Source organism: Aliiglaciecola sp., assembly GCF_039982535.1.
Taxonomy (GTDB): Bacteria; Pseudomonadota; Gammaproteobacteria; order Enterobacterales; family Alteromonadaceae; genus Aliiglaciecola.
In genome coordinates, this window is the sequence record NZ_JBDWYG010000023.1 from 1 (window position 1) to 26,971 (window position 26,971).

Genomic DNA, 26,971 nt, shown 5'->3' on the forward strand with positions numbered 1-26,971 from the left:
ACCGTTACTATCGGTAATAGTAATCGAAACGGTGCTTCCTACAACTAAGTCAGTATGACCGGATATGTTAGGAGTTGAATCGTTGCTAACACCTGGGGCATCTAAACTGAGCGTAGGTGCAATGGTATCCACCGCGCCATTCTCACTAATAGTTGTTGTGTTACCGGCTTCGTCAGTAACGCTCACATCAACACTGTATTCCCCTTCGGGTAATGCATTAGGAACATCAACTGAGTATGAGCCATCTTCTTCTACGAGGGCATCAATTTGTTGCTCATCACCATTACTGTCCGTCACGGTAATTGACACTGTACTGCCCGCATCGAGATCTGTTTGCCCTGAAATCGTCGGGGTTGAATCGTTGCCTAAATCTGGCGCATCTATATTAATCGTTGGTGCAATGGTATCCACAGAGCCATTTTCACTAATTGTTGTTGTGTTACCGGCTTCGTCAGTGACGCTCACCTCAACATTGTATTCCCCTTCAGGTAATGCATTAGGAACATCAACCGAGAAGGAGCCATCTTCTTCTACGATGGCTTCAATTAGTTGCGCATCACCATTACTGTCAGTCACGATAATTGATACTGTGCTGCCCGCATCGAGATCTGTTTGCCCAGAAATCGTCGGGGTAGTATCGTTGCCCGAATCAAGGGGACTGATGGCGATGACTGGCGCGATTGTGTCGACGTTACCGCTAAATGAGTTGGATGTGGTGTTGCCCGCTTCGTCAGTGACGCTCACCTCAACACTGTATTCCCCTTCGGCTAATGCAATAGGAACATCAACCGAGTAGGAGCCATCTACTTCTACGATGGCTTCAATTTGTTGCTCATCACCATTACTGTCCGTCACGGTAATTGACACTGTACTGCCCGCATCGAGATCCGTTTGTCCGGAAATCGTCGGCGTTGCATCATTGACCAAATCAGGGGTACTGATGACGATGACAGGTGCTGTAGTGTCGACGTTGCCGTTAAAGGAACTGGAAGTGGTGTTGCCTGCTTCGTCAGTGACGCTAACATCAATGCTGTATTCCCCTTCAGGTAAAGCATTGGGAACATCAGTCGAGTAGGAGCCATCTTCTTCTATTATGGCTTCAATTAGTTGCGCATCACCATTATTGTCAGTTACGGTAATTGATACTGTACCGCCTGCATCGAGATCTGTTTGCCCAGAAATCGTCGGGGTTGTATCGTTGGTTGAATTAGGGGTAGTGATGGAAATAACAGGTGCGGTTGTATCGACGTTGCCGTTAAAGGAACTGGAAGTGGTATTGCCCGCTTCGTCTGTGACGCTCACTTCAACGCTGTATTCCCCTTCGGGTAATGCATTAGGAACATCAGCCGAGTAGGAGCCATCTTCTTCTACGATGGCTTCAATTAGTTGCTCTTCACCATTATTGTCCGTAACGGTAATTGATACTGTACTGCCAGCATCGAGATCAGTTTGTCCAGAAATGGTCGGGGTTGTATCGTTACCCGAATCAGGAGTACTGATGGAGACAACAGGCGTAGTGGTATCGACGTTGCCGTTAAAGGAACTGGAAGTGGTGTTACCGGCTTCATCAGTGACGCTCACTTCAACGCTGTATTCCCCTTCGGGTAATGCATTAGGAACATCAGCCGAGTAGGAGCCACCTTCTTCTACTATGGCTTCGAGTTGTTGCTCATCACCATTATTGTCCGTCACGATAATTGACACTGTACTGCCCGCATCGAGATCTGTTTGCCCAGAAATGGTCGGGGTTGTATCGTTGGTTGAATCAGGGGTAGTGATGGAAGTAACAGGCGCGGTTGTATCGACGTTGCCGTTAAAGGTGCTGGAAGTGGTATTACCCGCTTCGTCTGTAACGCTCACTTCAACGCTGTATTCCCCTTCAGGTAAAGCACTGGGAACATCAGCCGAGTAGGAGCCATCTTCTTCTACTATGGCTTCGAGTTGTTGCTCATCACCATTATTGTCAGTCACGATAATTGACACTGTACTGCCTGCATCGAGATCTGTTTGCCCAGAAATGGTCGGGGTTGTATCGTTGGTTGAATCAGGGGTAGTGATGGAGATAACAGGCGCGGTTGTATCGACGTTGCCGTTAAAGGTGCTGGAAGTGGTATTGCCCGCTTCATCAGTGACGCTCACATCAATGCTGTATTCCCCTTCGGGTAAAGCGTTGGGAACTGCAGCCGAGTAAGAGCCACCTTCTTCTACGATGGCTTCAACTTGTTGCTCTTCACCACTACTGTCCGTCACGGTAATTGACACTGTACTGCCGGCATCGAGATCCGTTTGCCCAGAAATGGTCGGGGTTGTATCGTTACCTGAATCAGGAGTACTGATGGAGACAACAGGCGTAGTGGTATCGACGTTGCCGTTAAAGGTGCTGGATGTGGTATTGCCCGCTTCGTCTGTGACGCTCACTTCAACGCTGTATTCCCCTTCAGGTAAGGCGTTGGGAACTGCAGCCGAGTAAGAGCCATCTTCTTCTACGATGGCTTCAATTTGTTGCTCATCACCATTACTGTCCGTCACGGTAATTGATACTGTGCTGCCCGCATCGAGATCTGTTTGTCCAGAAATGGTCGGGGTTGTATCGTTGGTTGAATCAGGGGTAGTGATGGAAGTAACAGGCGCGGTTGTATCGACGTTGCCGTTAAAGGTGCTGGAAGTGGTATTGCCCGCTTCGTCTGTGGCGCTCACATCAATGCTGTATTCCCCTTCGGGTAAAGCATTGGGAACATCAGCTGAGTAGGAGCCATCTTCTTCTACGATGGCTTCAATTAATTGTTCATCACCAGTACTATCCGTCACGATAATTGACACTGTACTGCCGGCATCAATATCAGTTTGTCCAGAAATGGTCGGAGTTGAAGTATTACTTGATTGCTGGGGAGTATTTTGCAAACTAGGGGCTATGGTGTCTATATTACCTGAACCTGTTGATGAAGTTTCTGTGCCATCAACTTCAGTGAGAGTTGCAGTAATATCGAAAGTCCCTTCAGCCAAATTATTAGGAATATCAGCGCTAAAAGTTTCATCGGATTGAACAATGGCGGTAACGTTTTGGATATTGTCTTCGTTATCCGTGATTGTAATATTTACTATTGAATCCGCTGGAGCGTTCGTCGAGCCAGTGACCGTAGGCGTGACATTATTGACTGAACCTAAATCATCGACAGTAAGTACAATCGCATCATTCGATTCGGCTTCAGTATTTAGGTTGTTAGACGTACTAGCTGTTTGCGGTTCTAAATCAGGATTTTCGTTAGGAGAAGTATCAAAATTGAAGGCTTGAGGATCAACATTCTCTTCAACTCGTTCAACTCTCACAAATGATGAACCACCGTCTGCGCCTCCGCCTCCAGATGCACCTGCTGCAGTCGCTTCCAAATTGTCGAGTAAATCTCCATCACTCTTCAAAGCATCTAAAAATGCTTGTTCAGCGTCTGTGGTTCCTTGCGAATTGTTTGCATTTGCAGAAATGTCGATGTCAGAAATGTTGTCTTGAACGAACGGGTTAAGGTTTGAGTTTGCTTCAACAAATATGGTTTCAGTCACTGAAACCGTTTGATTTGAAGAGATAACATGGCATTGATTTTGAGCGGATAGCTCAACGGATCCGTTAGGTCCGGTTACAACAACATCACCAACTGCAATTAAGTCCCCTTGGTTTAGTTCTTTTAAATCACCATTAGATAGGCGTAAGTAAACTTCCCCATTTACTTCTAGAATACTAACCTTTGGACTTGCCATATTACTCTCCCTTGAGTTGTCATTTTGCATCGCTATTTTAATGATAGACGACTATGCTTAAGGTTTGCATTAGACTAAAGTTGGGGAATATATCTAACCCATTGATTAGTTGGAGAATTTAATGTGTTTACTTTCTAAACGGAAGGCGCTTAAAAAAGAACCGCTTGCAAGTTGTTTTGTTCACGCTTAGTTTGTAAAAAGGTTTTGAGGCAAGTAATTGTTTTATAAGCCATTGAAGAAATTTATTTTTCTGAATTAATCTAATGATGCTTTTGGGGATAACTATGCGTTTTACTTTACTACTTCCAATTTCTATTGTGTTTATTGCCTTCAATAGTGAGGTAAAGGCTGCAGAATTTAATGATTTAAAATCGACTGTTGGATATGCCATTGAGAATAACCCCGAGATTCAAGCATCGTGGCATGCCTTATCAATTTCTGAATATGATACAGAGGGAGCGAAAGCAGGTTACCGGCCATCGGTGGATGTTACGGGCTCATCTAGTTTCGTAGATCGGAATTACGGCTTAGATAGAGACTATATGTCTCATATCGGAGAAGTCACTTTAACCCAAATGTTATTTGACGGTTTTAGAACATCTTCTGAAGTAAAGAAATTCAAACAAGCACAAATGGTTCGTTATTTTGAGTTGCTTAGCCAAGTGGAGCAAACTGCTTTAGAAGCGACAATTGCCTACACTGATGTCCTTCTATATCAGGAGCTATTGCTTATCGCAGAACAAAATTTACGCATGCATGTAGATGTATTTAAGCAGATTGAAGAAAGTGTTGTGGCTGGAGTAGCAAGAAGGGCCGACCTGGAACAAATTAGCGGTCGACTTTCATTGTCTGAAGCTAATGTAATTACTGAGCTTTCAAATTTGCATGATGTGTCTGCCAGATATTTAAGAATTGTAGGAATTGATCCTGCTAAAGATCTACAAAATATCGAGCTTCCCAATGTTGCTAATAGTTTAAAAGCACTCGGGGTGATCTTACAAGAAGCCTACACTCAAAACCCTTCATTTAGTGCTACCTTGTATAACATTGACTCTAAAACTTTTGATGTGGATTCAGCAAAAAGTAGGTATCAACCAAAGGTTGATGTTGTTGCTAGTTACGGGTCACAAAGCCGCGATCAAGCTGGGTTGAACAACACTATAACCGAAGCTAGAGTTGGCTTTCAGTTTAGTTACAATTTGTATAACGGGGGGGCTGATTCAGCCGCAGTGTCTTCAGCATTACAACAAGTAAATCTAGCCAAAGATCTTCGTGATAAGTCTTGTAGAGATATCCGTCAAACTATTCAAATTGCTCGTAACAACATCATTAATATAGAACGTCAATTGCCATCTTTAAATGAACACCGAGTGTCGTCAGATCGAGTAAAAACAGCTTATTTTGATCAATTCAACATTGGTGAAAGGACCTTACTTGATTTACTTGATTCGGAGAACGAATATTATGAGTCAAGTCGAGCATATATTCTGGCGTTAAACAGTCAAACTCAAGCATATTTTAATTTATTAGCCGGTAAAGGTGAGCTTACGCGTTTCTTAGGATTAGTTAAAAAAGACTTACCCGATCCGGAAACAATGGCTGAAAGGCCTGTTGACTTTGACCCAAGATATATTTGTCCTGGTGTAACGTCGAGTCATCTAATTTCTGAAAATAATATACTCGTTCGAGATAGTGATGCAGATGGTATTACCGACTTATGGGACGAGTGCAAAGCAACCCAAGGTGGAGCTATCGTTGATGAGAGAGGTTGCGCCATATCGTTTCAAGAAGACCAAGTTGATTTGTTTGAAGTCCCTGTCGTTGATAAAGCAACTGTGAACATCCAATTTAAAAGTGGTTCTTCAAAAATCGATTCAAACTACGAAGAAGCTCTGCAACCAATAATTGACGCTTTGAACTCTCAACCTAATACGGGGGTTATAATCAGTGGTCATGCATCTTTAGATGGAGATGCAACCTTTAATAAAACGCTTTCAGAAGAACGCGCTTTCGCAGTTGCTCAGGTCTTAATTAATAATTACCAAATAGCTGAAGAGCGTGTAACGGCTATTGGCTACGGTGAAGAGCGGCCTATTATCGATAGTGAAAGCCAAGCTGCAAATGCTAAAAATCGCAGAATAGAAGCTATTATAGTTTCAATGAACGATTAAAAATGATTTCAACTAGGCCAATGGACAGCCCTAATAAAACGCAAGAATACGCCAACACTTCTGACAGTCTCGGGGGCGTATTAATGGATTGCTTAGATACTATTTGTCATTTTCATGGGGTTGCAATATCCCGTGTTTCGATATTATCTGGTTTGCCCTTGAAGGATGATTTTATTTCACCTTCAGGGTTCGATCGTGCGGCCAAACGAGCTGGATTTACTAGTAAAACGGTAAAAAGAAAATTTGAACATATGAACTCTGCGCTATTTCCTGCAGTGTTAGTGTTAAGAGACCATCAAGCTTGTATTCTTCTGTCTTTAGACATAAACAATAATAAAGCCGAAGTTGTTTTTCCTGAATTAAATGATAGCTCTGAGACGATAGATTTAAGTGAGTTGAAAGAGAATTATAGTGGCTATGTTATTTTTGTTAGACCCACTAAGAAAATAAACAAAGTTAGTGAAATTGCAGATAAAACTGATCAAAAAAATTGGTTTTGGAGCGTTGTAAATAGTTCAAAGTCTCTCTATCGAGATGTTATAGCTGCATCAATTTTTATTAGCTTGCTATCTATCACTGTTCCACTATTCATCATGAACGTGTACGACCGAGTTGTACCTAATGCCGCATTGGAAACACTTTGGGTTCTGGCAATAGGTGTTCTTATAGCACTTTTCTCTGATTTTACATTAAGAGTATTGAGGCATTATTTTGTTGAGATGGCAGCCAGTAGAGTTGATGTCAGTTTGTCTTCGATACTGTTACATAAAGTTCTGGGTATCCGTTTTGAAGAAAAACCAAACTCAACAGGCGCATTTATAAACAGCTTGCAATCATTTGAAGCTATTCGAGGTTTTTTAAGCTCAATAACCCTAGTTGCCTTAGTTGATTTGCCTTTTGCGTTAATTTTTGTGGTCATTATTTGTTTGATCGATTGGTATCTTATTTTGCCTATTTTATTTGGCGGAGCATGTATTCTTTTATATGGTTTATATGCACAAAAAACGCTTCGAAGTTTGTCATCCGATGCAATTAAAATTTCTTCCTCTCGTTCAAGTTTACTAACCGAATCTTTAGGCTCATTTGAGCAGGTTAAGTTTTTTGGTCTCTCTGGGTATATTCAGCACGAGTGGGAAAGACAAAGTGTTTTTCTCGCCAAGGTGAATGCCAAAATGCGACTAATTGGAGCTTCGGTAAATAACTTAGCACTCTGGCTTCAGCAAGGAGTCGGTGTGTCAATCATGATTGTTGGTGTTTATTTGATTATAGATGGTCAAATTACCCAAGGCGGATTAATTGCCGCGTACTTGTTATCAAGTCGAGCTATGGGGCCATTGTCTATGGCGGCAGGTTTACTTGCTCAATATCACCATGCAGCTACCTCACTACAAACACTCAATGACTTAATGGCTAAAAAGGTCGAGAGTCCCCCTGAAAAGCAATGGAGTGAACATACAAATATAGACGGAGATTTGAAGTTCGAATCAGTCTCTTTTAGTTATCCAGAAAAAGATAGCCAAGTACTGTGCAATATTAGCTTTACCTTAAAAGCGGGGGAAAGGGTGGCTATTTTAGGGAAAAATGGTTGTGGTAAAAGCACTTTAAACAAATTGATATTAAAAGCACATAAACCTAAATCGGGTTTAATTACTCTAGATAACATAGATTTGCAGCAATATGAGCCGCAAAATTTAAGGAAGTTATTATCTTATATCCCGCAAGATATAGTGCTATTTTCCGGCTCTTTGAAAGACAATATATGCGCATTCGATAACAGTATTGATACTGAACGTGTCTGGGAAGTTATTAAAGATTGTGGGTTAATAGACTTTGTTAACTCTCATCCTGACGGAATTTTCATGAACGTTGGTGAAAGAGGGGAATTACTCTCAGGCGGACAACGACAAGCTGTAGCAATAGCGAGAGCATTAATTAAAAAATCTTCTGTCTACATATTAGATGAACCTACATCATCTATGGATTCTGGCGTTGAGCAGCAATTGAAAAAATTGTTGCAAAGGGAAGTAATTGGAAAAACCCTTATTCTAAATACTCATAGACAGACACTTCTAGATTTAGTCGACCGAATCATCATTTTAGATAAAGGCAAAATCGTTGCTGACGGTCCTAAAAATGTAATATTAAGGCAATTATCTACAACTAATGCTGTACAAAAAGAGCAGGATAAACAAGGTGCCTAAAAAACAAGCGTCACAATCATTTCTGCAACGAATAGTGAGGGACTGGCTTGCTCCAACTAAAGGACAAGACTGGGTTTTAGAAGCTGAGTGGGAGCGAATTCAACAAGCGCCTGTGAAAGCGAAAAGTATGCTTTACATAATTCTTGCAACTATAGTTGGTTTAATCGTTTGGGGATATTTTGCTTCTATCGATGAAGTCGCCAGAGGGGAAGGGAAAGTCGTGCCGTTTCAACAATTACAAGTTATTCAATCGTTCGATGGTGGAATAGTGCAAGAATTGTTAGTCAAAGAAGGTGATCTGGTTGAGCCTGGACAAACTCTTATTCGACTCGACCCGACTCGATTTATATCGAATCTCCAAGAAAATAGTATCCAATATGCTTCCTTGGCAGCGAGAGAGCAAAGGTTAGTTGCGCTCACCAGAGGTATTCCTCTGCAATTTGACGATACATTAGTCAAAGAAGTTAGCGCTGTCGTAGCCAATGAAAAGCAGCTATACGAATCAAATATTGATGAATTGAATGAAATTCAAAGTGGTTTCGACAATAGAATTGCGCAACGGGAACAAGACATAGAAGAAGCTAAGGCTGATTTAAATCGTTTCGGAAAATTATTGGTTATTACTCAAAAAGAACTGAATGTGACTAAACCGTTGCTAGCATCTGGTGCTGTTTCAGAAATGGATATTTTACGACTTGAACGACAAATTATTGAGTTACAAGGTAATTTGAAAGTCAACAAAGTCGCAATAGAAAGAAGTACTGCAGCCATCAATGAATTAATAAATACCAAACGCGAGTCGCAACTTAACAAAGTAAATATGTGGAATCAGGAACTGACTGACGTTTTGTCGAAAATGGCTGCGTTAGAAGAGGGGCAAACCGGCTTAAAAGATGTAGTTGAACAAGCTGTTATTAAATCACCCGTAAAAGGAACCATACAACGTCTGTTGTTTAATACTATTGGTGGCGTGGTGACACCTGGTAGTCAAGTTATCGAAATAATTCCTTTTGATGACCAATTGCAAGTAGAAGCGAAAATTGCTCCCAAAGACATTGCTTTTATTCGCATAGGGCAACCTGCCATATTGAAGTTTAGTGCTTATGATTTTTCGGTGTATGGAGGCATGACTGCTGAAGTCGATCATATTAGCGCAGATACAATTACAAATGACAAAGATCAAACTTTTTATATAGTTAGATTGCATGCAAAAAATACAATAGGAACTAAATCCTTAGACATCTTGCCGGGTATGACTGCCCAGGTAGACATTATTACCGGCAAGAAAACGATTCTTGAGTATATTTTTAATCCGATCGTCAAGGCTACATCGTTGGCAATGAGCGAAAGATAATGTTGCAGGTATGGCTTAAATGCTCACTTTACACAATCAAAAATTAGCATACTGGATTTGGTTAACATTTATAACTTGGCCAATATCTCAGTGGAGTATAGATGTATAGATATTTCCCTTCTTTACTAATTAGCATCATTGTTTCTTTGGTGATATTTGCCGTGTCAGTAATTATATATCAGAGGATAAGCGAGCAAGAAGAATTAGTGAGTTTTTATAACCCCGCTCAAGAATATGTAGAAGTGACTCAAGAGCGAATATTGTTTGCTAAATTTCCATTAAAATCACTTCAACATTTCTATGAGTCATCTACTTTAATTAATGCGCAAGAATTCAAACAATTTACCTCAGCCATTTTAGAGTCGTTTCCTGCTACCGAAATGGTGGCGTGGTTGCCTAAAGTTGAATCCACTGAAGAGTTAATCATTTTAACCAAAGAAGTTGGGACTAAATTAGAAGGCAGTGCGTTAATGCGTGCACAAGAAATGGCCAAGAAACACGAAAATCTCGAGGATAAATCTTATTTTCCCTTAACACTTTGGAATAGTGCCGGTTTCTATGAAAAACAACTCAAAGACATTATATGGAACCAAACACTAATCAAAGATGCCTTGCAGCAATCTTTACAAAGTGGAAAACCCTCAGCGAGTGTTCCATTTTTCGTTGGTGACGAAAATGAAAGTTCTATGGTGTTAGTTGCTTTACCTTTGTATAAAAAACCTCACGAGCACAAAACCTTTAAACAAAGAGAAGATAATAACAGTGGATTCATAGTTATAGTTTTCGATATTAGAATGCTCTTAGGGAACTATTTCATAAGTGGTGTAGCGGAAAATCTAAAGTTATTCTCAACTCATACTTTTGAGCCCCAATTGGTCTATCAAAGTAAAGTAGGTGACCTTACAAGTTCGGATGATACCGCAAGCTTTACTAGTCTGCTCTCTGTAGCAGATAAAACTTGGCAACTTGTTATTACGCGAGAAGGTAATTCAGGAGGCGGCTTATATCTCATTATTCCAATTTTGGCATTTTTTATAGGTTTTTGTTTGATATATCTGCACATTAAGCAAATCAACTCTGCAGCTATGTGCAATGAAAAGAATACTGCGTTAGAAAATTTGAAGTTTGCCCAAGATAAGCTAATCGAGTCTGAAAAAATATCTGCTATGGGGGGCGTGGTTGCAGGTATTTCTCATGAAGTTAATACACCTTTAGGCGTAAGTATCACTGCGATTTCACACTTAATCGAAACAGTCGACGACCTCGATGACACCTTTCAGCAAGGTACTTTAGATAAAGATAAGTTTGAGGACTTCATCGAAGCTGCTAACGATTTAAGCAAAATGGCATTAAAAAATTTACATCGTGCCGCAAAATTAATGACCAGTTTTAAGCGTATATCAGTGGATCAAACTAAAGATGGACTAGACGAAATCAATGTAAGGGAATTATTGGAAGAGTTGTTTATTAACTTCGAGCTTCAATACAAAGATATTAATTTCGATGTTTCATTGGACTGCGACCCGACTATTGTTATTCGTTCGTATCCTAGCGCATTTTTACAAATCATTAGTGCCCTAGTTGCTAACTCCATGCTTCATGGCTTTAAAGACAGTGATCATAATAACCATATTAAAATCTCTGTCAGACTCGATGTACAAGAACAACATCATGTACTCCGTTATAGCGATAACGGTCATGGAGTTGACGAAACCTTACTCAGTAAAATATTTGAGCCTTTCTATACTACTAATAGGGGGGCTGGTAACGCAGGTTTAGGGCTGAGTGTGGTTAATAATTTGATCAAACAAAAGCTGCATGGGGAATTGTCTTATGGCTGTGAAGATAAGCAGGGGTTTTGGATTGAGTTTAGTTTGATTAACCATCAGTTCGACTAGATGAAACGTACCGTTGTGATTAAGTTTTATTGGTTAAAAATTAACGCTGTTTACTGAGTTAACTATTCGTTGCTTTTTATTCGTCCACTATTCAAATTTTACATGCTGGACAGTTTTTAAGGTGGACAAAATCACCTATAGGAAAAATTAAATGGTTCAAAACCCGTTGTTTTCTAATCAAAAGAAAATAGATAAACCTTCTGATCCAGTGCCAGTAGATGCTAAAGGCTGTTTCAAAGTGTTAATTATCGATGACGAAACAGAAGTTCATCGAGTCACTGATTTAACTCTTAAACGTTTTCGATTTGATGGTCATAAAGTCGAGTTTTTGCATGCGTATTCTGCAGCTGAAGCTAAAAATATATTTCAAGAAAATGATGACATTGCATTGGCATTGGTAGATGTAGTGATGGAGACTGATCACGCTGGTTTAGATTTAGTTCATTATGTTCGAAAAGAGTTGAAGAACCATACTACCCGCTTAGTGCTTCGCACCGGTCAGCCGGGGCAAGCCCCTGAACATGAAATTATTGAAAAATATGATATCAATGATTACAAAGAAAAAACTGAATTAACCAGTCAGAAATTAAAAACCTTAATGTACACAGGACTAAGGTCCTATCGTGATATCGATACTATTGAAAGACATCGAAAAGGATTAAGGCGGGTAATTGAATGTACAAGTCAGGTTCTTAAACCTCATTCAATTAATACCTTTGCATCGGCTGTTCTGGATGAGCTGGTTTCTTTACTTCAATTACCTTCAACGGCCATTTATTGTTCATCTATGAAGATTGGTGAAACCGATACTACTCAGGTTCTAGCAGCTTCAAAAGACATGCTTGAGTTTAGTGAAAATACCAAGCTAGATTCCCTTCCTGTCAATGTTAGAACTTCTATTGAAACGGCGGTAGAGGAAAAACGCTCTTGTCATTTTGATGATAGCTACGTTTTTTATACTCAAACAGATAGAGGGATGGATTATTTTTTATACATTGATACCCAAGGGAAGCTAACTGAAAGTAACAAAGAGTTGCTTGAAATTTATTGTATCAATGTTGCTTTGACTTATGAAAATTTATTAATTTCCGAAGAAGTGGTGAATACGCAGCGTGAGCTAGTTTACTTGCTAGGCGAAGCCGTTGAAATGAGAAGCACGGATATAAGTGCGCACGTTAAACGAGTTGCAATTATCTGCCAGTTAATCGCGTCTTACTGCAAACTTCCTGAAGCCGAAGTTGTAATGATGAAGCAAGCTTCTCCTTTACACGATTTAGGTAAGGTAGCCATTCCAGATCGAATTTTACACAAGCCAGGACCATTAGAAGGTGAAGACTTAGCGATTATGCAGACCCATGCAAAGGTTGGGTACGATATTTTGAAGCGCTCCAAAAATCCTGTGCTACAACTCGCTGCGCAAATTGCTTTGACCCATCATGAAAAGTGGGATGGTAGTGGTTATCCAACCCAACTAAAAGGTGACGATATTCCATTAAGTGGAAGAATAACCGCAATTGCCGATGTGTTTGATGTTCTTGGCTCTCAAAGGTGTTTCAAGGACTCCTGGGATACAACAAAAATCAAACAGTTGCTCGTCGATGAATCGGGCAAACATTTTGACCCTAAATTGGTCGATATCATAATTGAAAATTTTGAACAATTTTGTGCCATTAGACATCAATTTCCCGATTAACAGTGTTCGTTAGGTGAACTAATTTATGAAAGAACGATTGGATGAATTACTGTTTAATGTGTCTCAATCCCCCAGTATTGATAATGGCAATTTTGCTGATGCTTTAAGAGTTATTATTAATAGTTGTTTGCAAGGATTAGAGCTGGAAAGAGCAGGGGTTTGGTTTTTTGAAAAAGACCAACAAGCAATGCGGTGCTATTTAGTTGTTGACCGTAATAATCATAGTGAAAGAAGCGAGAGTTTACTTACCGCAGAAGTATACCCCGATTATTTTAATGCTTTGATAAAAGGGAGGCAGTTGTGCATCAATGATGCGCTCAACAGTCCTGCTACTCGAGAGTTTTCACTAAAGCACAAAGATGACTGTAAGATTGAATCTATTCTCGATGCGCCAATCAGACACACGGGGAAAATGATAGGTATTATACATTGCGAACATGCTGGAGCTGCGCGTATATGGGATGCAGATGAAATGGCGTTTGTTGCTGCTTTAGCTGATTTTATTGGTCGTGCTATTAACGCTTCTAATATGTGGAAAGCTCAAAATCAACTTGTCCAGGCAAATCATAAGTTAGAACAGCAGATTGACAGTCAAAATCAAAAATTAAGTAGCGCACAGACAATTCTAAAAAATACCCAACAGCAATTATTGGATTCAGAAAATATGGTGACCTTAGGCGGTTTGGTTGCTGGAATTACTCATGAAGTGAATACACCTCTGGGAGTATCCATAAGCGGTGTATCGCACTTAGAAGAAGAATTGAAACTGTTGATAGAGGCTTTTCAATCTGGCAGTTTAAATGAGGAGATATTTTCAGAGTTTATTGAAAGTGGTAACGAAGTTTGTAGTTTGTTGTCGACTAACCTCTCAAGAGCAGTTAAGTTAATTAAAGATTTTAAACAGACCGCAGTAGATCAATCTTCTAATGAAATTGTTGAATTTGATTTACTGAAAAATGTGCAAGCTTTGATTAGTAGCCTTAATCCTGAAATCAAAAAAGCGAAATTGCAGATTGAGCTTGAATGTGACGATACCATAATAATGAAATCTTACCCTGGAGCGATAGCACAGATATTGACTAATTTGATTATGAATAGTATCCGGCATGGCTTTAAAGCAATCAATAACCCGAAAATTACTATTTCTTTTTCAATTTATGATAATTGTAATGTTCTTATTCGTTTTATCGACAATGGTTGTGGCATTCCACAAAAGTTGATCGACAAAATATTCGAACCCTTCTTTACGACACAAAGAGAAAATGGTGGTAGCGGATTGGGCTTGTCTATCACTCATGATTTGGTTAACAAAAAGTTATGCGGAAATATTAGTGTAACTAGCCAAATGCATAGCGGAACCTGTTTTGAAATGTTTGTACCCATTGACGTTACTGCCCAGTAAAGCGTCTTGTAAATATTAAAAACTTTCTATGGGATCACTAATAAATATGGTTTTTGCGTTACTCAATCTATGCGTTTAACACTTTTAGTTTTTATTCTGTTGATTACGGCTATTTGTTTGGCACAGTTTGATTTGGCTGATTTTACTAAATTCAATCAAAACGTTAATCGTCAATATGGCCCACAACGAACTTTAGTTGCACAAAAATGGCAAGAGATTTTAACCCAGTCGATCAGTCTTTCTGAGTTGGAAAAGCTTGAGGCTATAAACACTTTTTTTGATGAAGTCCTGAATTATCAAACTGATCAAGCATTATGGAAAAAAGAGGACTATTGGGCTTCTGCAGTTGAAACAATAGGACAAGGAAGTGGCGATTGCGAAGATTATGCGACATTAAAATATTTTAGTTTAAGACTGCTGGGAATAGACGATGCAAAATTACGGTTAATATATGTGAAAGCTAAGATAGGTGGTGCACGGAGTCGCATCACTCAAGCCCATATGGTGTTGGGATATTATGCTACACCTGATTCTGAACCTTTGGTTCTCGATAGCTTAATTTCTGAAGTTCTACCATCATCTAAAAGAAAAGACCTCATTCCTGTATTTAGTTTTAATTCCGAAGGCCTATGGTCAGGACAATCCAATCAATTGGTAGGCAATGCCACATCAAAGTTATCTAAATGGAGAAATTTGTTGGCTAAAACTCAAGAGGAAGGAATTCAATGGTAGTCAGTTGCACGCTCCAACTTATTCAAGGAGTATCTCATGTATCTAAGTAGACAACTGTGGTTATCGATTGTTTTTTTGCTATTGATTAGTTCAATTTCTAATTTTTTTATAAGTATAAGCTCTGCAAGAGACTACTTTGAACAACAACTTTATGTAAAAAATGTGGATGATACTAATTCCCTAGCGATGCTAATTTCTAATTCAAATAAGGATCTCGTTGATCTTGAGTTGCTGATATCCGCCAAGTTTGATACTGGACATTTTCTAAGTATCGTTCTAATAAATGCTAAAGGCGATATCTTAATTGAGCGTCAATATGAAGAGTCAGATATATCTGAAGTACCTTCTTGGTTTATCAAATTAGCCGATATAAAAGTTAAGCCAGGTGTGGCTCAAATAAATGATGGGTGGCAAAAGTTTGGTACTTTATATATTGAAAGTCAGACTAGCTATGCATATCAAACCCTTTGGGATAATACACAAGCATTATTTATCAATTTCATTATTACAACACTATTGGCTTGCCTAATTGGTTCATTTCTACTGCGTTTTATTTTAGTTCCCTTAGATAAGTTGGTTGAACAGGCAAGGGCTTTTTCTGAAAGACGCTTTTTTACAATACCTATTCCTTATACCAAAGATTTTGCACGGGTTGTAAAAGCCATGAATACTTTGGCTGACCGTTTCAAAGGCATTGTTTTGGAAAGTAATAAACGTCTAGATCAAAATCGCTATAAAAGCCAACATGACAGAGTCACAGGTTTAATTAACATTAATGCTTTTTTCACCTTGCTAGAAGGCCAGTTAAGGTATCGCGATAAAGAGGGGCATAATATTCTTTTTATGGTAAGCATTAGCAACTATGACCATGTATTAGCAACTATTGGTCAGCAAAATATGGATGCGTTTTTAGTTGATTATGCGAATACCTTAAATAAATTTTCTAAGGATTTGAATGGTCGTTATACGGATATTCGCATGGCGAGATTAAATGATTCTGACTTTGCAGTGTTAATGACAGAATCAGACGATATCAATAAATTGAGTTATGCCTTGGAAGTTAAGCATAGGAATATCATTTCTAAATATAAACAAAGCGTTGAAATTAATATTGCTCATGCTGCTGTATATCTGCAATCTCAAGAAAGTAGTAATGAACTGTTCAACCGCTTAGATGAATTGCTTGAACAGGCTCAACAACGAAAAGGAGCTGCTGGTGAAGTTTCAGACAAACTAGAGGTGGTTGCGCCCTACAATACAAATGATGAATGGGGCATTGCCCTAACTCAGGCATTAGATAAAACCATATCGACCATGTGCTACCCCGTTGTAGGTCAGCAGAGCCGCATATTGCACCATCAAGCGATGATAGGGTTAGAGTTGGATGGCAAGGTACATAATGCAGGTTATTATGCCCATAAAGCTAGAGCCTTAGATTTAGTTTCTAGCATAGATTTAAAAATGATTGAGACGATAATTGAAAAAATCAAGCTGGAAAAAAACCAAAATACCTATGCGATACTGCTCTCAATTCAAACTATTTTAGACAAAAAATCACTTTCCAAAATTTATCAAATTCTTAGTCAAAATCCAGATGTTACTGGCAATATTTGCCTTGAGCTACGAGAAAGTGTTGTATTTGAAAATGTACCTAAATTTAGACGTTTTTGTTCTCAAGTCAAAGAGTTAGGTTGTCAAATTGGTTTGAAGCGAGTAGGGGCAAGCTTTTCCCAGCTTATTGATATTCAAGAGTTTGGATTGGACTACATAAAGATTGATAGTGCTTTCGTTTTTGATGTTAGCAACAATAAATCAAACCAAGAATATCTTACAGGTTTATGTAATTTAGCTCATTCATTAGGTATGACAATCATCGCTGATGGAGTGACCAATATTCATGACGAAGGGGTTCTAATGACATTAGGATTTGATGGTTACATAACCCTAAATGTATCTAAAACCTAAATGAGAGTTTAGCTGAAGAAATTGGCTTAAATACTGAGCTAAGTCTATAAATGGGACAATAGGCAGAGTGAATGTAATTTTACAGTGCAATTTAGGTTGTTATTTGCTACAAGGGCATCAGAAATAAAATGATGGAATAATAATGGAATTAAATTTAAATGAATCTGCTGTTGAATTGATTCAATTGTCACTGGCACCCGTGTTCCTGATAGTGGGCATGGGGCAAATGATGAATGTGATGACCGGCCGTTTAGCTAGAATTATTGATCGGGCTCGTTACTTCGAAAGAATTGGTGATGTTGACCCAACTAAGATCACCGAAAAAGCTAAAAACGAGCTCAAAGCCCTGCGCCGAAGAATGCGTTTTGCCAACTGGGCGGTTACCTTTTTAACTGCTGCGGCGGTGACTGTGTGTATGGACGTTATTCTATTGCTAATAAATGGATTAACTGTGGTGAATTTAGATACCACTATTATTTCCATGTTTATTTTAGGCATGATACTGATCACTGGTGGGTTAATTTCATTTTTCCTAGAAGTCAGTGTTGCTAACGCTTCCCTCAAAATTCCATCATATAAAGATTATTAAAATCGCCCTGTTAATTTTAGTTAGCAGGGCTTAGGTTTTCTCCAATTAACGACTGCGAGTCAGAGAGGGATATCAATGGCTTTCTGACACTTCTTCTGGCTCTTCTAAACCTTCTGCTCGAACCACCGGATAGCCTAAATTCATCCAACCAAAGATACCTTCATATAACACAGCAGTGTTGGCATAACCTGCTTCGTTAAATTTATCCATTACGTACTCTGCTGCTGCGCGAGGGCACGAGCAGTAACCTACAATCAATACATCCTTGGGCATTTCTCCAACACGACTTTGGATATCAGAATAATAAGGAAAAGGTACTGAACCGGCTAAATGGGCTCGTTGCCATACTGACGTCACTCGGGTATCTATAAGTACCATACGCTTTTTCGCTTCCATGGCAGCATGTAAGTCTTTAGAGGATACATATTTGCCTTGGTCCAATTCAAAATTAGGATCTTCCCCTTGTGGATTAATTACATACTGATCTGGTGTAGGTAGGGCTTTTAAGGGGACTTTGCTAATTTTAGCATCACTGGCCTTACTGCGAATAAAGGCGGTGAGGTTATCAATATCGTCTTCTGTTAATTTGTCAGAAAATCCTAACATAGGAGTATCTTCGCGGCCTTTTTCAATGGCATAGCGAATAAACTCGTCTTTGTTGTGGGCTAAAAATGAAGGGTTAAAAAGAGCGGGTGCAGTGATGCCTTCACCATTTTCACCATGACAACTGGTGCAGTTTTGTTTATATAAAATCTCACCTTTTTCAATATCTCCATTGACGGGGTTTTCACTAAGCTTGACTCTTTGTGCCCCTGATTGCCAAAACAGCCAATAGGTTAAGTCCCACGTTTCATCCAACGTCATAGGACCGCCTACTTCATCTAAATAGCCACCCATGGCGGTTCCGTGTCGCCCATAGGACATGGGGCGTAATATTGAATGAGGTACACCAGATTCGAATAGACTCTTACTGCGAAGGGAGGGGGCGTGATCATTTTTATGACCTTCGCGATCATCGCCGTGACACAAAGAACAATATTTTTGGTAATTGCTAGCCGCCACCTTTGCTTGTTCGCTAGTCAGTTTGCGGGGAGGATCTTGTTTCTCGTAAACACGTTCAGCATTTGCTTCACAACAAATACTAAAGCTAACTAACAATATCCATATTAATCTAGTTACTATTTTCACGACAACATCCCTTTGTTTAGGTTTGAAGGATTATTTAACGCTTAAATTGGCTTTTTAGCAATTAAATATCGGTTAACTGGTGCCTAGACAAGTTAGATTTTGGTGCGCATATATGTGTCTGCCAGAGGAAGTCACTATTTAATTGTTGTTTTTTTTCAGGTTTACAAATGACCGTAAGTATTTGCAAAGGGAAAAATTAGTTGCTTTTAAGGTGTGGGTTTCGAGATCAGTGGTTTTTAATGCAGTTAATTAACTAACTGATTGACTTGAACTTTATTGTTAAGAGAGAATGAAGTATGAATCAAATAAAAACTAAAATTAAAGATTATTAGGGAAAATAAATGAGGGAATTAGTTAAAACGTTCGTGGTCCTTAGCAGTTTAATCTTATGTGCTTGTTCGTCGCCTTATACTGTCGTAACCACTGAACAACTCGTTGAACAAGACGATCAGGTGATGCTACTTGATGGGATTAAGGTGGCTTACCTAATATCTTCTGAGAAAGTTGCTCTGAGTAACTTTAGTGGGGAAAATAGTCGATATATTGATACTAATACTGCTATTGATATTGTTGAAAATGGTGGTGTCACCATTTTTGATGCGCCGCTGTATATAACCAACTTAGCTGATTGTTATAAAATTGACTACAGACCATCGTCAAACTCTAGCCAAGGTTCGGAAAAAGACACAACGTATTTTGTTAAGTTCAGTAAGACTAATGTTCCTAAACTGTATATATTGAACCTACTTGAATCTTGCTCTTCAAATGATAGTGAAACCAGAGAATTTAGCTATATGTCCGTGGTTTTGGAAAATGACATTGCGACCTTTTCCACGTTTTCCGAGCGCGCCTTAGACAAGCTTACTTGGAATTGGTACAACAGTTTAAATGTGGTGCAGCGTTTTTGGTTCGGGGTGAGTAAAAATGACTCAAATGATGAAGATGAAATAAAACAAAGACCACTGATTTTTGAAAATGCTCGAGGGCTGGAAGCTGTTATGGAATACGTTTATTATCACCAACATGCAAGCTCCTTAGTGAAAGTGCAGTTGGGCGAAGGTACTGATGAGCAACGAACTTTGTTTAATAAATATGCTCGTGCTAACCAGAGGAAGAAAGCAAACCAATAAGTTAGTAAAAAGTATAGATTAGAAAAATGCCTCGAAAGAGGCATTTTTTATGGGCTTATAAGGACTCTTTTGCAAATCAAATGATAATGGTTTGGTCGCCTACGTGATTTATTGGCTCACTACCGTCGGCTGTTATTAACATTAAATCTTCAAGGTGAGCTGAACCTCCAATCCCTGATGCCAATAACGGACAATCAACACTGATTATCATGCCTTTTTCTAATACGAGATCTTCACTCTGTGCACCCGGGTTTTTACCCACATGATCGGTATGGTAAAGACCTACGCTATGGGGTGAGAATGACACAGCGTAATTTCCCCCTAATTTTTGCAGAGTTGCTTGTCCCAAAGCGGTGATTTCAGAAAACTTCATTCCAGGCTTCAAAGCATGTCTAACTTCATCCCATGCAAGGCCAATGGTTTTGGTCATTTTAGCAAGTTCTTTATTGGGCTCACCGATAAATACCGTACGCCCATAATCGCCATGATAGCCGTCCGCGTGACTAACGGCGTCAATTAAGAATGACTGACCGTCGCGAAAGGGTGCATCAAATAAATCGTCACTAATGCGATCCACCACCATAAACACGCCAGTGTTACCGCGTTTAGCCGCTTCAGCATAAAACAAACGTCTAAGATCGCGATAGGTAGCACCATCGCGTATCAAATTGACCGCAGCAATAGCCGCTTCAGCGTTCATCGGTGCGGCACGACGCATAAGTGCAATTTCTATATCAGATTTATACGGACGAATACGTCGAAGTGCGTCATCGGCATCTGTAATCGAAACATCGGGTAAAGTTGTCGAGATTAATTCCCAAGAGGTGATGTTGTCTGTTGCTACTCTAGCTTTAGTCAGACCAAGGTCGCTAAATGCCTTTTTCAATGCAGCCCTGGCGCCAATGTATGCACCATATTCTTTTGCTGTTTGTCGTGTCCGATTTGCTCGCCTGGCTTCTATTTCATCCAAAGGCGTTACTTTTTCATCTGCAAATATCATTAGGTTAGGTTCTTCGGCTACTTCGTCAGAGGCGCCATTATCACTGAAAAGGTACGTTGCAAAGTCATGGGGAGCGATAACATCTGCTAACAAGAAATAGTATGTAAAAGACGGCATTACTAAACCATTAGGCTTAGAGTCTTGGCGGGTAATAATCGAAAATGAATTTGGTCCATGACCCATAGTTAAGGTTACCGGCTTATGGCCTGTCGAATAGTAAAAATTGTCGCTTTGACCAAGCACCAAGGCATCAAGGTTTAATCTATCCATTACTTCATAAGCTCGGCTCAAGTTGATACGGGGGCCAGACAATGGTGGAGCAGTTGGGAAATCATCAGTCAAAGTAGTGTCTACAGATTTTGTATTGTGGCTAACGGATGAACTGACAGCGCAGCCAACTAATGGGAGTGCAGTAGCTATACCCACTCCCGCCATAAAATTTCGTCTATCTAACTTCATTATGATTTCGGCCTTGTATTGTTAGAGCATTAAGAGTTATTTAGTTTGGCTAACCTATCTTTTTCTCAAATAGCGATACGGTATATATGTTATAAAGATATGATAATGGGGTTAAGGTTGCAAGGGCAAAGGATCTGCAGCAAGGTTTTACGGCAGTGGAATTGTCTTTACTAGGCCTTTAAATCTTCATTCAAAGTGAAAATAATTCCTTCAGAATGAAATTTTACTCTTGGTTTGGTTTTTAATGTGCTTAGTTAACTATATGAATTTATTTAGATTAACTTATCAAAGACGCTGGCATGAAGACTGCAGTGTTGAATCACATTACACAGGATGCATTGCTGGCTTAAGGTAAGCGGCTCATCTTAAACAGCCTAGTGAATCCAAGCAGGAGTATGCATTTTGATCACCCATATTCACCACATTAATTTTGTGGTGGCAGATTTAGACAAATCAGTAAGCTATTTCAACGGATTGTTAAAGCAATCACCGGTAATTGAAGAGCTTCCCCAAAGACTAGTAAAAACTGCACGTTTTAACGTGGGGGAAAGTCTATTGGTTTTAGTTCAACCGCTGAGCAATGAAGGAGTCGTTGCTGAGATACTTGCGCAAAAAGGAGAAGGAATATTTCTACTTTCTTTTGCAACTGAGTCCATCGATGAAACATTGCAAAAACTGGAAATTAACTACTTGGAAAAACGAACAGGTTTACAAGGCTGGTCCATTTGCGACCTTGCCGAATATGACGAATTTGGCGCGATTTTGCAGTTAACAGAATCATCAAAAAGCTGAATTTCAAAATGAATGATTTTATTTCAAAATGATAGGTTATTTTTCATTTTGAAATTTCCAACCTGAAAATGAAAATGTGTAACCATGTAAATAGTTGAATTTAAACGGTTTTTAAATTCCATTGTTTTTGGCATGAACCGTGCTATGTTAATTTGCTAACAATTTTCACTTTCAGGTTGCAATAAATTGATAAAGCAAAATCACAAAATCCGTATTCTAATCTTTGGCCATAAAGAGTTTAGCCAATTGGTTAGTAGTGTATTAGAAGAGTTTGAAGAACAAGCTGAATGCAAAGTTGTCGATGCAATCATCGGCACTATTCATGAAGCCAATACCCATATTAATGTATTCAAACCAGACTTAGTGATTAGCGCAGGTAGCAATTCAGCATACTTAAAAACTACCTTAGATGTGCCCGTATTATCTATTCCCGTCACAGAGTCCGATATTGTTAGCGCTGTCTTAAAAGCCTCTAAAGTAAGTAACGACATCCACCTAATTACTTATGATGATTACAGCAGTCTAGTTAGCCTATTAAATACTAGTACATCGGTTAATATTACGTGTCATCAGTACGAAACCGCTGAAGATGCTAAACAACGGTATCAATTAGCTCATCTAACCTCAGATAATGTGGTAGTGGGAGCAAGTTTAGTCTGTGGGCTGGCCCTTTTAGACAATATAAAGTCTTTCTTAATATATTCAAAAGAATCCTGCCGAGCAGTATTAAAAGAAGCCGTTGTTTTGGGGCGCAAACAACGGGATTCAATTCACACAAAAGCAATTCATAAATGGTTAGATGAGGACTCGAAAACGCCGATTCTAGTGGTCGACAACTATACCGATGTTCTAACCTCGAATAGCGCCGCAAAAACAGAATTCGCCATCGACTCGAATAACAAACAAGAAATTTTGGATTTGTTGCACAGTAGCCAGTTTGCCGATGTATCAGATGGAAAGTGTCGGTTAAATGAAACTGATTGGTGGTTCCATAAGGACACCATCAAAATGACTAAAAGTCAGTTTAATGTGTACCAATTCTATGCGCAAACACCACAAATATTTCAACCCAAGAACGCTCCCACCCTAGACCAACCGCTGATTTATAAATCCAAATTAATGACCGACTTGATTGAACGTACTGATCTGTACGCGAACTCTCCAAGCCATGTGTTGATCATTGGTGAGTCGGGTACGGGTAAAGAAATGATCGCAAAACGTATTCATCAAAAGAGTCAGTTTTCAGAAGGGCGTTTTGTGGCGATTAACTGCGCAGCAATGCCCAGTGAGTTGTTTGAAGGGGAGTTGTTTGGTTACGTAGAAGGGGCTTTTACTGGCTCAAAACGTGGCGGCAAACATGGCTTGTTATATGAAGCAGATAATGGCGTGTTATTTTTAGATGAAGTGGGAGAGTTAAGCTTACCTCAGCAAGCAAAATTGCTCCGGGTTATCCAAGAAAAAACCTACCGACCCATAGGTTCGCACAAAGAATTCAAAGTGAATCTTAAAGTGATTGCTGCCACCAACCGTCCCTTGGCCACACAAGTCAAACAGGGGTTGTTCAGAGATGACTTGTATTACCGCCTGAACGTTCTAAGCATTAATGTTCCCTCTTTAAAAGAACGTCGTGAAGATATCGAAAATATCACCCAGAACAAGTTGATGGCCCTTAATTTCGGCAGTTTGAGTGAAGAGGTTATTCAGCGACTGACCCAACAATTAAGCCCTATTTTTAATGCCTATGATTGGCCAGGAAATATCCGAGAGTTGGAAAATATTGTTGAACGTTTACTGGTTTATTGCTCCGCATTCCAAGACGTAACCAGTAAAAGAGTGTCGCAATTGTTGACTGAGTTAGCGCCAGAACTATTTGAAATAAAACAAATAGAACAAACCGGTGCTATCGCAAAAAATGAACAAGAGTTGCTTAACCAAGCAATGACAAAATTTAACGGCAATAAAGAATTGGTTGCCCAGTATTTAGGAATTAGCCAAACCACCTTGTGGCGAAGATTGAAACGCAATAATAACAATAACCAAGAGGGAAAACACAATGCTTAGATTTACCCGAAATAAATTGGGAAATGCTATCGCGATATCGATGTTAACCAGCTCAACTACTTTTGCCGGTGCTGCCCTTGCGCAAGACACCCAAGCAGAGGAAGAGTCAATTGAGCTAATTAGTATCTCCCGTAAGCGTCCAGAAAGTCTACAACAAGTACCTATTGCTGTAAGCGCGTTATCAGCAAGAGATATTGAAACCGCTGGCATCGAACGCCCCGGAGATTTTATCTCCCTTGTTCCTAATGTGAACATTGTTGACACTGCAAACGTCGGTGACACCCAAGTAAATATTCGCGGCATAGTGTCAACCCGTGATGCAGAGTCGACCTTTGCCTATGTGGTTGATGGTGTACTGATGACCAATCCCAATGGCTTCAATGGTGAGTTGTTGGATATTGCTCAAATCGAAATTCTTAAAGGCCCGCAAGGTGCGCTATATGGTCGTAATGCTGTGGCTGGGGCGATTTTAGTAACCACTACATTACCTAGCGATGAGCTTGAAGGTAGCGTTAAAGTGGCAGTAGGCAATGCCGGTGCGAAACGGATTAACGGAATTATTAGCGGTGGCCTCAGTGAGACAGTGAGAGGACGTTTGACCGCTAGTTACAATAGCATCGACGGTCACTATCAAAACGATTTCACCGGCGAAGATTCAGTAGATTTCTTAGAAGATACCACACTAAAAGGTCGACTAATGTGGGATGCTACTGAAAATCTAACCTTGGACATGCGAGCTGGGGTTTCTAGTGTAAAAGGTGGTGCAATTAACTTTAATGCAGTGTTTGCTTTGCCTTCCTTTGTTGAAGATTTTAATCAACCTGCTTATAACGCTAATGTAAACGATCACGATTTTGTGTTCGCATTTAATGTCCCTGGTGAAAACAAACAAGATAGCACAGAGCTTTCAATAAAAGCCGACTGGGATCTTGAGGGTTATGATGTAACTGGCGTGTTGTCTTACAACGATCTGGAAGAAACCTTACTTTCTGATGGTACCAGTGCTTCTTTTTATGGTTATGAGTTGACGCCACAGTGTCAAACTGACCGAGCTACATTGAACAATACACCCACAGCCTTAGGGGGTGCAGATCGCACAGATTTATTCGGTGATTTCTTTGCTCCCTTCGGGATTTTTCCTCCCGGCGTTGAGTTTACCGGAGTTTACGGTCCATACACTCCCACTTCGTGTGACGGATATCAGTATCAAGAACGCAGTCAATCTGACTTTAGTGGTGAACTAAGATTTACCTCAGACGATGATACCGCAGATCTACGTTGGATCGCTGGTGTGTATTTTGCTGAAATCGACCGAGATGTAGTGGTCGCCTATGGTGCTGATCAAGGTCAAGGTTATTTGCAGCAAGCGTATGTGCCACCTACAGGGCCAAACCCTACGGATTTATTGTTCGATGATACTTACGATACTTCAGTGTTATCGGCATTTGGTCAAATTGAGTATGACGTATCTGAGAAACTTGAATTATCAGTGGCCCTTCGTTATGACTATGAAGACCGAACCGTATCGAACAATGTACCTAATGTCTCCGCGTCTGGTCTCAACATTAATACTATTGTGGATGGTGAAGTTGGCCCTATTAACCCAGGTCTAGTCGCCAACCCTGATGGCATTCCTGATCGCAGTCGTTCATTTGCCCAATTCCAACCTAAAGTTACCTTGAGTTATGAACTATCCGACACGGTTAACTCTTATGCCAGTTATGGTGTTGGCTTTAGAAGTGGAGGCTTTAACTCGCTAGGTACGCAAGCCACCTTAGATTATTGGTTTAATAGCTCAGGTACGGGTAACCCTGGTGATTCAGTGGATGCGCAACTGTTGGTTTCTGATGACTACGATAAAGAAATTACCACTAACATTGAGTTGGGTATTAAATCTAAATTTTTGGATAACAAGGTTAAATTGAATGCAGCTGTATTCAAAACGAATGTTGAAGATAACCAATTCTTTGAATTTTTTGCCGGACCTTTCGGTTTATTACGTGCGGTAAGCACCATTGATGAACTAGAAATTCAAGGTTTTGAGCTTGATGTTACAGCTGATGTTACCGATAGCTTCAAAGTGTTCGCTGGATTGGGTTTACTTGATTCAGAGATCAAAGAAAACCGCAGTCGTCCCATTACCGTTGGTAACAAAGCACCTCAGTCACCTGACACTACCTATACCTTAGGGTTTAGTTACGAACAGCCAGTGAATGACGAGTATTGGGTGACCACTCGCGTGGATTATCAATACACCGGAGAAACCTATTTCCATACCTTACAGGGTGAAGAAACTCCCACTATTTGGGACTTCTTCGGAACCTTGGGAGGCGGAGTTCCACCGGGTCCTCATTCGCAAAATTTTGATAATGCTAAACGTGATTCCTTTTTCACCGTCAATGCACGAATTGCCCTTGAAGCTGATAACTGGACTTTGGCCATTTATGGCAAAAACATCACAGACGAAGAATATTTACAAGAAGTCATTCCTGCTCCTGAATTCGGTGGTTCGTTTATCCACCCCTCAGCCCTCGCAGAGTATGGCGTTGAATTCGCTTATAACTTTTAAGCACTTTTTAAGTGACG

General features: G+C 39.8%; 16 protein-coding genes. 13 read left to right on the forward strand and 3 right to left on the reverse strand.

From position 1 onward, the window contains the following. Window positions 1-3,750: retention module-containing protein (locus ABJV04_RS04795; protein WP_348490167.1), on the reverse strand; the 3,750-nt coding region annotated here is incomplete at its 3' end. Between the two features lie 284 nt (window positions 3,751-4,034). Between ABJV04_RS04795 and ABJV04_RS04800 the strand changes: the two genes are divergently transcribed. The 9 genes from ABJV04_RS04800 (at window position 4,035) to ABJV04_RS04840 (ending at window position 17,755) form a co-directional block, all read left to right on the forward strand. After that, complete coding sequence (locus tag ABJV04_RS04800) at window positions 4,035-5,921, forward strand: TolC family outer membrane protein (protein WP_348490168.1); 1,887 nt, start codon at window positions 4,035-4,037, stop codon at window positions 5,919-5,921. Between the two features lie 2 nt (window positions 5,922-5,923). Next, window positions 5,924-8,122 (forward strand): type I secretion system permease/ATPase, encoded by a 2,199-nt coding sequence (locus ABJV04_RS04805; protein ID WP_348490169.1) that lies wholly within the window; start codon window positions 5,924-5,926, stop codon window positions 8,120-8,122. Continuing rightward, on the forward strand, window positions 8,115-9,476 hold the full coding sequence (locus tag ABJV04_RS04810; protein ID WP_348490170.1) for an HlyD family type I secretion periplasmic adaptor subunit: 1,362 nt from the start codon (window positions 8,115-8,117) through the stop codon (window positions 9,474-9,476). Before ABJV04_RS04805 ends, ABJV04_RS04810 begins: the two co-directional genes overlap by 8 nt. Before the next feature lie 101 nt (window positions 9,477-9,577). Further along, window positions 9,578-11,374 (forward strand): ATP-binding protein, encoded by a 1,797-nt coding sequence (locus tag ABJV04_RS04815; RefSeq protein ID WP_348490171.1) that lies wholly within the window; start codon window positions 9,578-9,580, stop codon window positions 11,372-11,374. Between the two features lie 151 nt (window positions 11,375-11,525). Beyond that, the gene (locus ABJV04_RS04820) at window positions 11,526-13,067 is read left to right on the forward strand and encodes a DUF3369 domain-containing protein (RefSeq protein WP_348490172.1); all 1,542 of its coding nucleotides are present in this window, start codon (window positions 11,526-11,528) and stop codon (window positions 13,065-13,067) included. A 25-nt stretch (window positions 13,068-13,092) separates the two neighbouring features. Further along, entirely contained in the window at window positions 13,093-14,469 is a 1,377-nt protein-coding gene (locus ABJV04_RS04825) for a GAF domain-containing sensor histidine kinase (RefSeq protein WP_348490173.1), read from the forward strand. 69 nt (window positions 14,470-14,538) lie between these two features. After that, window positions 14,539-15,201, forward strand: a complete 663-nt coding sequence (locus tag ABJV04_RS04830; RefSeq protein WP_348490174.1) for a transglutaminase-like cysteine peptidase — start codon at window positions 14,539-14,541, stop codon at window positions 15,199-15,201. Window positions 15,202-15,237: 36 nt separating this feature from the next. After that, window positions 15,238-17,166 carry a LapD/MoxY N-terminal periplasmic domain-containing protein gene (locus tag ABJV04_RS04835; RefSeq protein WP_348490175.1) on the forward strand — a complete coding sequence of 643 codons (1,929 nt, stop codon included), beginning with the start codon at window positions 15,238-15,240 and terminating at the stop codon, window positions 17,164-17,166. A 142-nt stretch (window positions 17,167-17,308) separates the two neighbouring features. Further along, entirely contained in the window at window positions 17,309-17,755 is a 447-nt protein-coding gene (locus ABJV04_RS04840; protein ID WP_348490176.1) for a DUF2721 domain-containing protein, read from the forward strand. A gap of 72 nt (window positions 17,756-17,827) precedes the next feature. Here the strand turns inward: ABJV04_RS04840 and ABJV04_RS04845 are convergent, their stop codons facing one another. Further along, window positions 17,828-18,943, reverse strand: a complete 1,116-nt coding sequence (locus ABJV04_RS04845) for a c-type cytochrome (RefSeq protein WP_348490177.1) — start codon at window positions 18,941-18,943, stop codon at window positions 17,828-17,830. 341 nt (window positions 18,944-19,284) lie between these two features. Between ABJV04_RS04845 and ABJV04_RS04850 the strand changes: the two genes are divergently transcribed. Further along, on the forward strand, window positions 19,285-20,073 hold the full coding sequence (locus tag ABJV04_RS04850; RefSeq protein WP_348490178.1) for a hypothetical protein: 789 nt from the start codon (window positions 19,285-19,287) through the stop codon (window positions 20,071-20,073). 76 nt (window positions 20,074-20,149) lie between these two features. On the opposite strand, the gene ABJV04_RS04855 is transcribed toward ABJV04_RS04850, so the two are convergent. Then, on the reverse strand, window positions 20,150-21,532 hold the full coding sequence (locus ABJV04_RS04855; protein WP_348490179.1) for a Xaa-Pro peptidase family protein: 1,383 nt from the start codon (window positions 21,530-21,532) through the stop codon (window positions 20,150-20,152). A gap of 402 nt (window positions 21,533-21,934) precedes the next feature. On the opposite strand from ABJV04_RS04855, the gene ABJV04_RS04860 reads away from it, so the two are divergent. From ABJV04_RS04860 to ABJV04_RS04870, 3 genes are all read left to right on the forward strand, one after another. Further along, entirely contained in the window at window positions 21,935-22,324 is a 390-nt protein-coding gene (locus tag ABJV04_RS04860; RefSeq protein WP_348490180.1) for a VOC family protein, read from the forward strand. A 186-nt stretch (window positions 22,325-22,510) separates the two neighbouring features. Further along, window positions 22,511-24,385: a sigma 54-interacting transcriptional regulator gene (locus ABJV04_RS04865; protein ID WP_348490181.1), complete on the forward strand. Its 1,875-nt coding sequence runs from the start codon at window positions 22,511-22,513 to the stop codon at window positions 24,383-24,385. Beyond that, on the forward strand, window positions 24,378-26,954 hold the full coding sequence (locus ABJV04_RS04870; protein ID WP_348490182.1) for a TonB-dependent receptor: 2,577 nt from the start codon (window positions 24,378-24,380) through the stop codon (window positions 26,952-26,954). Before ABJV04_RS04865 ends, ABJV04_RS04870 begins: the two co-directional genes overlap by 8 nt. Window positions 26,955-26,971 lie beyond the last annotated feature (17 nt).